This is a genomic window from Aquiflexum sp. (assembly GCF_041751335.1).
Taxonomy (GTDB): Bacteria; Bacteroidota; Bacteroidia; order Cytophagales; family Cyclobacteriaceae; genus Aquiflexum.
Genome location: NZ_JBGSXS010000233.1, coordinates 1 through 10,465, shown reverse-complemented (window position 1 = coordinate 10,465; position 10,465 = coordinate 1). Strand labels below are relative to the sequence as shown.

Genomic DNA, 10,465 nt, shown 5'->3' with positions numbered 1-10,465 from the left:
AATGGCGTAATGAATAAAAGTCTTTTGGAAACTGATGGAGGTATATTATTGATTTCCCAGTTTACCCTCCATGCAAGTACAAAAAAAGGAAATCGACCCTCATACATAAAAGCCGCCAAACCTGAAATTGCCATCCCCCTTTACGAGCGTTTTATCCAAACCCTTGAATCAGATCTAGGAAAATCCATTCAAACCGGTGAGTTTGGTGCAGATATGAAAGTAGCTCTAGTTAACGACGGCCCGGTCACGATCATTATTGATAGCAGGAATAAGGTTTAGTGTACAGTGTACAGTTTACAGTTTTCAGTTGGTAGTGTTCAGTGTTTAGTGTCCAGTTTACAATGTTCAGTGTTTAGTGTTCAAGATAAAGTGTTCAGCACCCCCTGAGACTGCCTACTGCTCACTGCGACTGCTTACTAATAACTGCCCGCTTCGACTGCACCTAGCGACTGCCTAATTGCGGCATTGACTGCCCACTGTCCACTGCGACTGCCTACTGAATACTGCCTACTGAAAACTACGTCTGTCTCATGTCTCACGTCTCACGTCTTAAAATGTCCGTACTCATTAACATCCAAAACGCCACTGTCAAGCAACTCGGAAAAACCGTTTTTGAGGGTTTGTATTTTGGGTGGGATGAAGGTCAGCATTGGGCAGTGGTGGGTCAATCTGGGGCTTTGTTGACGGCATTTTTGGAAACGATTTTGGGCAGGACACTGGTGACTCACGGGTTGGTTGAAAGACCATTTACCAAAACTTTTCAAAGACAAAAATCTCTCGTTGGAGAGATCAATTCTTTTAGGGATCTTATATCCGTAGTTTCCCAGCAATACAGCTTTCGAAACAAATCCAATCTTCAGAATTTCTATTATCAGCAGCGTTTCAATGCGATGGAATCTGAAGAGACAGCAACTGTCTTTGATTACCTGAATGAAGTTGAAGTGAAAGTTCCTGGACCTTGGGATATTCAAAGCGTACTGGATATTATGCGCCTGAACGATCTGAAGGAAAAGTCTTTGATCAAACTTTCGAATGGAGAAACAAGGAGGCTTGCCATTGCCTCTGCCCTGATAAAGAATCCCAAAATACTGTTGATGGACCAACCTCTAACGGGATTGGATGTCCAAAGCAGGATGGATTTTGGGGATATTTTAAAGGAGATTGTACAAGCAGGAGTTCATGTGATGATGACTACCCATAGCAATGAAATACCAGATAGCATCACTCATGTAGCGGTAATTGGGGATAAAAAGATAAAGAAGGTTATTGAATTCAATGATTTCAATGATATTGAACCTTTTAAATATTATGAAAATGGATTTGAATATCAATTATTGAGTGGACTTTTGAAAGTCAAAGAAAACTCAGAATTTAAGGTTATAGTTGATCTTAAAGATGTGACCGTCCAATATGGAGATCAAAGGATATTGGACAATGTGAACTGGACCATAATGCCCGGTGAAAAATGGGCTTTAAAGGGAAATAACGGGGCAGGGAAATCTACTTTATTGAGTTTAGTATTGGGTGAAAACCCTCAGGCTTATGCCAATGATATTTGGTTGTTTGATAAAAAGAGAGGTACAGGAGAAAGTATTTGGGATATAAAGAAGCAAATCGGATTCGTGGCACCTGAATTATCCCGGTTTTTTCCTCCAAATCAAACTTGTTTAAAAGTAGTCTTATCTGGACTATTTGATACCATGGGACTTTTCAAAAAGGTTGGCTATGAACAGGAAAAACTCGCCAAGGACTGGTTGGAATTATTCGGTCTTGAAAATACCTCCGGCCTCCCCTTGAAACAGGTTTCTCTTGAAAACCAGCGTTTTGTCCTTCTTGCAAGAGCAATGATCAAAAGTCCCTGTCTGCTTATTCTTGATGAAGCTGCACAGGGAATGGATGAAATACAGAGAAAACTTTTTAGAAAAACCATAGATCAGGTATGTAGTATCATTCCAGTTGCGATGATTTATGTCAGTCATTATGAAGAAGATATACCTGCATGTGTGGACAAAGTGTTGAGGTTATCAAAAGGGAGGGTGGTGTAGAATATTCCTTACTAGCAATAATCAAGTCGGATAATCGCCTTTTCTTACATCCCTGCTATCAGTTGGGATTGAAATCGTTTCCAAAAATTTTCCGTTCTCCTCCAATTTAATTCCCGTCAGACAAACACTTCCATATGCCCCTGTGTCAATATTCCACGAATTGGATTCAGGATCATATTTAGGTTGCCCATCCCATTGAGGTGTATGTCCGATGACTTGCAGTTTTTGAATATTTATCAGTTGTTTTCTGTTCCATAAAAGCCCATTGGGATTGTTTGAGTCATTGATATTGCCCAAGCCACTTACCCCTGCATGTGATACCTTTATAAAATCATTTTCCCAAAATAGTGGTAAGTCAGACAACCAAGCAGAATAATTATCAGGGTCGATGTTGAGGGTTTCGAATTGATTTAATGTTTGTTGGCCTCCATTAAAAAGCCAATTTTTTTGTTTGTCTTCACCTCTCATATATTTGATCATCATGTGTTCATGATTACCCATGAGGAAATGTACTTCTTTCCCAAAATTCATTTTCAGCTCAAATGCCAGTTCCAAAACCAAAGGGGAATGGTTTCCCCTGTCCACCAAGTCCCCAAGTTGGATCAGTATTTCCGATTTGGGATCCCAGTGGTCTAAAAGTTTGAGGTAAGTATGAAGACAACCATGTACGTCTCCTATAATAAATAAAGCCATTTGGTATTAAATTAATAAAGAATAATGTTAACTATTTGACATTTATAAAAAAAGAATAGCAGGACAACAAAAAAATCTTGAACTTACAGTGAAATATATTTATAATGTATTGATGTTCAAATTAATATATATCAAACAAAAACCACGCTCTCATGTTTATTCGTAGGTAACCATCAAATAGGACGGTTATTCATAATTCTTAACCTATTAAACCATTGTAATCTCTCAAAAATTGTCAATTATGAAACAATTAAAATTTCTCATACCAGCAATCATCGTGGTAATTTCCAGCTGTGTAAGCCAAAAAGATTATATAGCCGACTCTGATTTTAACTACTCAGGAAATTTTAAGAGGTACAAGACTTTTGGTTTCGTAAACAATCCCTTTCCTGATTCTAATCCTGATTCAGTTACTTATTATAAAGCCATTGAAAGGACTATCAGTTCAAGGTTAGGTTCACAAGGATTCAGACTTCAAGATGAAAAACCTGACCTGTTGATCAATTATAAGATTTTTACCGATGAGGTCAAATATAGAGGCTATGATCAGCCAAATTTTGACTTTTGGTTACAAAGAAAACCTGAAATTGTAGAACTGACTGAGGAACAAGAGAAAGAAAACAGGGAAAAAGATGAACACTACAACAGGGTCAAATACACTGAAAACAATGGCTTATTGGTCATTTTTGTGATAGATAACAAAAAGGGTAACACCATTTGGCAGGGATATACTGCAGCATACTTTGATCTTGTTTCCCCTGATGTCAGCACAGAACTGACTAAGGCAACCTACAGGGTGATGGATCAATTCAGGGTATTGACCAGAAACTGATAAACTTTATAAAAGAATCTGCCTGCTATTTCAATTATTTTTGGAAATAGCGGGCAGTTTCTTTTTGGGTCACTTCGAAATCCTGGTAAGCACAGACTACCTTGTGAAAATTATTAACATTTGGGATTTCACTTAGACAAAGAGGGTTACCAAAAAGATATAATTCAACATTTTTATTTTCTGCCGATTCAGCGATTTTTTTCATCAAATGGGTTTCCAATCCAAAATGATTGATGGGTTTGGCGGAGGGTACAAACAAGGCAATCAGGATACTTTCAAAATCAATGAATTTTAGGAAATCGAAATCCACTCCTTGGGAAATTTCAAATTTTGGGATCAGGTTATTAGGGTCAATCCCTAGGAAAAACAGGTTTCCCTTTCCTTTATAAACCGAAATCAAAGCAGTTTTTCGGTTATGTAGGTCAATTTTTAACGATGATTTTTTTTCAGAAATCACCGAAATATATTGCTTGGCTAATTGTTGGTTGAAGTCATGATGGCTGTTCCAATCGAAGCCCTGAAAATGGATGGGTTGCTGATCAAAAAGTCCCAGATTCTCTTTTAACTTCATAATCTTAAGAAAACTCTCATTGATCTGTACGTCTGTTGCTTTGTCAGCGATTAATTCTATTCCTTCTTTTACATTTTCCGAAAAACATAAAATATCATTCCCTGCATTGAATGCTTCCCATTCCAACATGCCCGGTTGGGAAAACATATTACTGACACTTTTCATATTCAAGGCATCTGATACCACTATGCCCTTGAATCCTAGCTCTTCTTTGAGAAAATCAGTGATGATTTCCTTTGAGATCGATGCAGGGGTGTTTTTTCCTTGGCATAGTGAAGGGACAGCAAGGTGCCCCACCATAATCATATTCACTCCTGCATTGATGCCTTCCATAAATGGATAGAGTTCTTCGTTCATCAGTTGTTCCTTGGACTTATTGATGATGGGCAATCCAAGATGTGAATCTACATCTGTATCCCCATGACCAGGGAAATGCTTGTAACAAGCTCCAATTCCTGCTTTGATCATTCCTTTGTACATGGCCAATGCAAAACGGCTGACCTTGTTTCTTTCATTGCCAAAAGACCTGTATCCGATTACAGGATTTTTGGGATTGGTGTTGATATCAGCCACAGGTGCGAAATTCAGGTGAATTCCCAATGATTTCAGATCCTTACCAATTCTATATCCGGTTTCAAACACCAGATCAATCTCTTTTTCTGGTAATGCACTTAAAGTAATGGCGTAAGGGTATTGCGGGGTGTTCTCAATCCTCATGGCCAGACCAAATTCCGCATCTATACTGATAAGGAGGGGAGTTTCAGAAATTTTTTGAAAGCGTTGGATTAGTGATGGTAATTTCTCCAGAGTGTTTTCATAAGAAAGTTTCTCCTGTCTCTTCTCAAAATTTGCAGCGGCGCTATATCGGCTATGAAAAAAAGTGATCCCGCCAATTTGATGATTTCGGATCAAAGATTCCAATTGTAGTATATTCTCCTCTGAATCATGTATAAATGCAGCAGGAGAGAATAGTTGGGCTATTTTTTTTTGTTTATCCATTTTGTGGATTGATGATTTTAGATTGATGATTTTAGATTTATACCTCCCTATAGGCTGCTTGTGGATTTGAAAATAGGAAGGAAGATTGTTTGAATACTGGCTACTTTCACTGAACATTACAAACTAAAATTGCAAACTGAAACTGAAATCTACCCACTGCCCACTGAGACTGAATACTGCAAACAGAGATGGGCCACTGCCAACTGTAAACTGAGACTGATATACTGCCTACTGAACACTGCCATCTGAAACTGAACACTGAAAACTGCCACACTGCAAATTGAGACTGATCACTACCAACTGAGACTGATTACTGCCCACAGAGACTACCAACTGCCTACTGAACACTGAAAACTGCCTACTGAGACTGATCACTGACTTCCAAATTAACAAGCATTCCATCCAGCAATTCCTTAAGCCGGACTTTCAAGGCCTGGGGTTGGATGATGGTGATGTAGTCTGCTATCATGATAATCCATCTTGCAAAGCCCTCGATGGATGAGGTCATAAAGGTGAGTTCTACCATATCCCCTTTTTCTTTTTCCATGACAAGTCCATGATTATAGCGTTGTTCTCGGACATATTTATTGGTTGATTTGTGTATTTCTATGACTACCTTGATGAGGTTTTCTTCTTTTTCAACTTTCTCCAAATATTCTTTTAAAGAAGGATGTTGTTGTACAAAAACCTCATCCAGGATTTTGATTTCCCTAATGCGATCCAATCTGAAATTTCTATAATCTGCTCTCAATCTGCACCAGCCAATCACATACCATTGTTCAAAGGCATAGTAGACCCCGACAGGTTCAATATCTCTGATTGAAGATTTTTCTTCTACAAAAGTGGTGTATTGGATCTTGATGACTTTTTTCTCAGCAAGACTGTTGAGAATACTTTGGAGCACATGGTCTTTTCCGGTGGAATGGAGGCTGTTTTTTTTCCTGATAACTTCCACTTGTGTGTCCATTTTTTCCAATACATCCTTTTCTGCATTTTTCAGTACAGATTTGATCTTGAACATGGCTGTGGAAAAATTTTTGCTGCTGTCCTTATCTGCCACTTTTTTAAGCATTTTTTCTGCAACAACGAAAGACATGGCTTCCTCCTTGGTGAACATGACAGGAGGCAAGCGGTAGCCATCTACCAAGGAATAGCCCATTCCTGCTTCACCGATGACGGGAACACCTGCCTGTTCTAAAGCCCTGATATCCCGATATACCGTTCTTTGGCTGATATCGAATCGGTTGGCCAATTCCTGGGCTTTTATTATCCTCTTGGATTGGAGATGGGTCAGAATAGCCGTTAGCCTATCCAGTCTGTTCATACTATTGACAATAAGATTTGGTCAAATATAATTTGTTGATGGAGGAAAAAATCAAAAAAAATCAAAATTTCTAAAACCCTACTGACATAGGGCTGTCACTGTTGCAGGTTTTATTTGAAATATAATTTCAACCAAACAACAAAATCATGGAAACCAAAGAAAAAAAGACCAAAGAAACACTTTCTCAGTTTATCACACCCCAGCAATTATTGGAACACTGGAAGGGTCATCGCGCATTGACACGAAGAGTAATCGAAGCCTTTCCTGAGGATAAACTTTTCAGCTTCAGTATTGGCGGGATGCGTCCATTTTCAGAATTGGCAAAGGAACTTTTGGGAATCGGAGTTCCCGGCGCCAAAGGCATGGCAACTGACCAATGGGAACAATTGGACGAAAATGTAGACTTGGGCGGCAGCAAGGAAAAGTTATTACAGTTATGGGACCAAGCCACCGAAGAACTCAATCATTGGTGGGCTCAAATTCCTGTAGAACATTTTCAGGACACAGTCATTGCATTTGGGCAATATGAAGACAAGGTCTATTGCAGCATCCTATATTTTATAGACAATGAGACACATCACAGAGGACAAGGGTATGTTTATCTACGGGCATTGGGGGTTGAGCCTCCGAATTTTTGGGAAAGGTAATTTTGAGACGTTAGACGTTAGACGTTAGATTTGAGAGATTAGAGGCGAGATATTAGACCTTTGATGCGCCGTGGCGAATCGAATCTTTTTAGAGAGACAAGATGTTAGAAGCGAGAGACGAGATGCGAGATGGTGTGGCATGAAGAAAAAGGTAGGTGTAAAGGAGGGGGTGATACTACCTCCTCAGCTTTCTTAAACCAGGAAGCCTCAAAGCTTACCTCATTTGGAAAATGTTTTATAAACTCAATGATGTTCATGATTTTGTGTATTTTTATCCAAGAAATACAATGAAAATCAGCTAATAAAATAAATCATACTAACTGATAAACTTTATTTACCAAAGTGAATGATTCCCAAGAGTTAAAAATTATTTTCCATTTTTAAATGCTAAAGGTCTTATCATGGAAAAAATAGAAATACCAATTACTCCTTTGTTGAATCCTCGTCTTTCTGAGGAGGAAAAATTAGCACAAGTTAATCGGGAATGGCAAAGGCTTTTTGACCACTTTAATAGGAAGGCAGCGAAAGGCAAAAAGCATTTTTACTTCTATAAGTACATGAGTATTCTGCTTGCTGCAGTGACTACTATAGTATCCTAATTACAGGCAATTTAGTAACCAGAATTCCCTCGTTGGATCTTACCTGTGGTCAGTGCTGGGGCAACGGTGGTGGTTGCTTTTTTGGGTGCCTCAAGTTCTCAGAAAATTTGGATCAATTCCAGAACTACTGGACAGAAATTGCAAACAGAAAAATTCTTATTTAACTAGCAAGCTGGAATATATAGGGCATCACAAACTGATGAAAGCATCAGGTTATTTTCCGAAAGACTGATCCAGGTCTGGAATGAAGGCCATGGGAAATGGGAGCAAACGGTTGGGAATGATTAGCAATCATTTTAAATTCGCCCGATTACGGACGATAGTGGTCGATTTTTACAACTTCTTTTTTAAAAAAAGCAGCTTAACCGAGCAAAAACCCAATTTTCCCTTGGCATAAAACTCGCAAGATTATTAATACTAAATCATATGAGTTAAACATATCCATCCCATTTTATGGAAAAATCTATTCTTAATTATTCGGTTCTTTTAATCTGTATGTTGTTTGTCCAAGTACAGGCATCTGCATTGAATGACCCATATCTGAGCAAGTCTTTTGATCTCTCGGGTCCGGGAAAAATTGAAACCAAAACTTCAGGGGCAAGTGTTGCCATTACTGGTACGGAAGGCAATCATGTTGTTGTTGAGATGTTTGTCAAGAGAAATGGGAAAGCCGTTGATCCCAATGATGCTGACGTCCAAAAAAGGTTGGATGACTACAAAATTGACATTCAGAAAAATGGCAATACTGTTTCAGTGATTGTAGAGACAAAGAAAAGTCCGGATTGGTCTAAAGGAAATAATATCAATTTATCTTTTGAAATACAGGTACCCTACGAAATGTCAACCGATCTGAATACTAGTGGAGGTTCAATTGCAATTAGCGGAATTGAAGGAGATCAATCCATCAAAAGCAGCGGTGGAAGCGTCAAAATATCCTATTCAAGTGGAAGTATTTTTACCAAGTCCTCAGGGGGAAGCCTATCCGTTTCAGAGTTCTCGGGTTTATTGGACCTTAATACCAGTGGAGGGTCTGTAAAAGTTAATGGAATGGAAGGTGAAGTGACCATCAATTCTTCCGGAGGAAGTGTGAGTTTGGAAGATGTCTCAGGAAAGATTTATGCCAATACAAGTGGAGGTGGAATCAAAGCCGATATCAACAATATTGAGGATGCTTTGACACTGAAAAGCAGCGGAGGCAGTATTTCTGCCACTATTCCCAAAGACTTACCCATGGACTTGGATCTGAAAGGAGGGAATGTCAATACAAAGCTCACGAATTTTGATGGAGAAATGAAGCGGGATAAAATTGTGGGGAAATCCAATGGCGGAGGAGTGCTGATTTCAATGGCGAGTTCTGGGGGGAGTATAAAGTTGGATTATAAGTAAGGGGTGAGTGAGGACACTCATTTGGGCCGTGAGGAGTATAAAACTGGATTATAAGTAAAGGTTGAGTGAGGACACTCACTTGGGCCGTGAACTGGATTGAAAGTATATATGCAAGGGGTGAGTGAGGACACTCAGTGGAAGCGAGGGTAAGTGAGTGGAGACACTCACCATGGCGAAGGATCAGGAAATGATAAATACTAGCATCAATAGGACCTCTAGAGATCCCTCGTGCCTCGGGATGACGAGAAACCTAATGTCATTCCTTTTCTGAACATTTACAAAATGTTGGGGACTCAGGATGACGGTTGCCAAGCGGGTAACTTGATGTCATTCCTTTTCTGAACATTTTCAAAATGTTGAGTACTCAGAATAACGGAGAACTTTACGCTTCCACTTCCACTGCAGTCTGCCTCCTAACTTCGTTCATCCGACACCTGTCATCGGACAATTTGGACTTCCTACTTCCAACAATTACCAGTATTCATTTCAATATGATTGCTATTTCCGGATTCTTTAATAAATTTGAACCATCACCCAATTCAAACTTTAACATGAAAAAACTCCCTTTTCTCGCAGGGGTTTTTGGTCTTTTTTGTTTTTATTCCTGTCAATCAGGAATTGAAGGACCTCAACCGGATCCAAATTTAAATGTTGTCTTGTCCAAAGACACAGAAGCCATCGATACCTATGGCAATACCTACAAAATAGGATATGACCAGGTCAGTAGTATCAATCAGGATCCCTATATCCGTAAAACCAATTCAAATGGCGAAACGGTTTGGAAAATCAGGTATGAAGAAACACCGGTGGACGGAAGAGGAACGGTCATTGCCTTTGTAGATGGGAAACTATTAGCTGTGTTCACTTTGGACGGGGGTAGTACTGATGCTAAATACCTAAATAAACATCAGGTAATGGATGGCGCATTCAGTGGGGTTTTTCAGAGTGGTTATGAAAGAGGAGGAGGTCCCAAGGTCAGTATTATTTGCGAAATAGATCCTGAATCAGGAAAAATCAAAAAGGGATCTTTTGTAACGGCAAGGTTGACCAATGGCAATACAAACAGTCTTACCATCAGAGAAATCGGGATGAATAAAGGGAAGATTGCATTCAGGGTTTCTGCAGCGGCTTGGCCTCCCGGAGTAGGCAATAAATACATCAGGATGCCTGATATTACTGATGCAGATAGGATTGACAACGCATTTTTGATTTACTATGAAATAGAAGGTGATTTTTCTGCTATTAGCAAAGCGGAATTATTAAGGGAGACTTTTTATTAATTTTTATCCGTAAATCAAATTCTTTAACCTATCCACTGAAAGTGGCTTGATGATATATTCTTCTATTTCAGGGATCAATTTGATGGGTT

Annotated in this window: 10 protein-coding genes; 7 read left to right on the top strand and 3 right to left on the bottom strand. The window is 39.1% G+C overall.

Annotated elements, in window-relative coordinates; genetic code table 11:
* On the top strand, positions 1 to 279 hold a 279-nt coding region (gene dtd, locus ACEW8U_RS12925; RefSeq protein WP_373522469.1), incomplete at its 5' end, for a D-aminoacyl-tRNA deacylase.
* A gap of 275 nt (positions 280 to 554) precedes the next feature.
* Entirely contained in the window at positions 555 to 2,045 is a 1,491-nt protein-coding gene (locus ACEW8U_RS12920; protein ID WP_373522468.1) for an ATP-binding cassette domain-containing protein, read from the top strand.
* A gap of 21 nt (positions 2,046 to 2,066) precedes the next feature.
* Here the strand turns inward: ACEW8U_RS12920 and ACEW8U_RS12915 are convergent, their stop codons facing one another.
* Positions 2,067 to 2,738: a metallophosphoesterase family protein gene (locus ACEW8U_RS12915; RefSeq protein WP_373522467.1), complete on the bottom strand. Its 672-nt coding sequence runs from the start codon at positions 2,736 to 2,738 to the stop codon at positions 2,067 to 2,069.
* Positions 2,739 to 2,979: 241 nt separating this feature from the next.
* On the opposite strand from ACEW8U_RS12915, the gene ACEW8U_RS12910 reads away from it, so the two are divergent.
* Positions 2,980 to 3,570 (top strand): DUF4136 domain-containing protein, encoded by a 591-nt coding sequence (locus ACEW8U_RS12910; protein WP_373522466.1) that lies wholly within the window; start codon positions 2,980 to 2,982, stop codon positions 3,568 to 3,570.
* A 34-nt stretch (positions 3,571 to 3,604) separates the two neighbouring features.
* Here ACEW8U_RS12910 and ACEW8U_RS12905 read toward each other — a convergent pair whose 3' ends face one another.
* A complete protein-coding gene (locus ACEW8U_RS12905; protein WP_373522465.1) occupies positions 3,605 to 5,140 on the bottom strand; it encodes a glycoside hydrolase family 3 protein in 1,536 nt (511 codons plus the stop codon).
* Between the two features lie 358 nt (positions 5,141 to 5,498).
* Positions 5,499 to 6,464, bottom strand: a complete 966-nt coding sequence (locus ACEW8U_RS12900; RefSeq protein ID WP_373522464.1) for a helix-turn-helix transcriptional regulator — start codon at positions 6,462 to 6,464, stop codon at positions 5,499 to 5,501.
* A gap of 146 nt (positions 6,465 to 6,610) precedes the next feature.
* Between ACEW8U_RS12900 and ACEW8U_RS12895 the strand changes: the two genes are divergently transcribed.
* The 4 genes from ACEW8U_RS12895 (at position 6,611) to ACEW8U_RS12880 (ending at position 10,376) form a co-directional block, all read left to right on the top strand.
* Positions 6,611 to 7,111 (top strand): DinB family protein, encoded by a 501-nt coding sequence (locus ACEW8U_RS12895; protein ID WP_373522463.1) that lies wholly within the window; start codon positions 6,611 to 6,613, stop codon positions 7,109 to 7,111.
* Between the two features lie 401 nt (positions 7,112 to 7,512).
* Complete coding sequence (locus tag ACEW8U_RS12890) at positions 7,513 to 7,710, top strand: hypothetical protein (RefSeq protein ID WP_373522462.1); 198 nt, start codon at positions 7,513 to 7,515, stop codon at positions 7,708 to 7,710.
* Between the two features lie 453 nt (positions 7,711 to 8,163).
* On the top strand, positions 8,164 to 9,096 hold the full coding sequence (locus tag ACEW8U_RS12885) for a DUF4097 domain-containing protein (protein ID WP_373522461.1): 933 nt from the start codon (positions 8,164 to 8,166) through the stop codon (positions 9,094 to 9,096).
* A 353-nt stretch (positions 9,097 to 9,449) separates the two neighbouring features.
* Positions 9,450 to 10,376 carry a hypothetical protein gene (locus tag ACEW8U_RS12880; protein WP_373522460.1) on the top strand — a complete coding sequence of 309 codons (927 nt, stop codon included), beginning with the start codon at positions 9,450 to 9,452 and terminating at the stop codon, positions 10,374 to 10,376.
* Positions 10,377 to 10,465 lie beyond the last annotated feature (89 nt).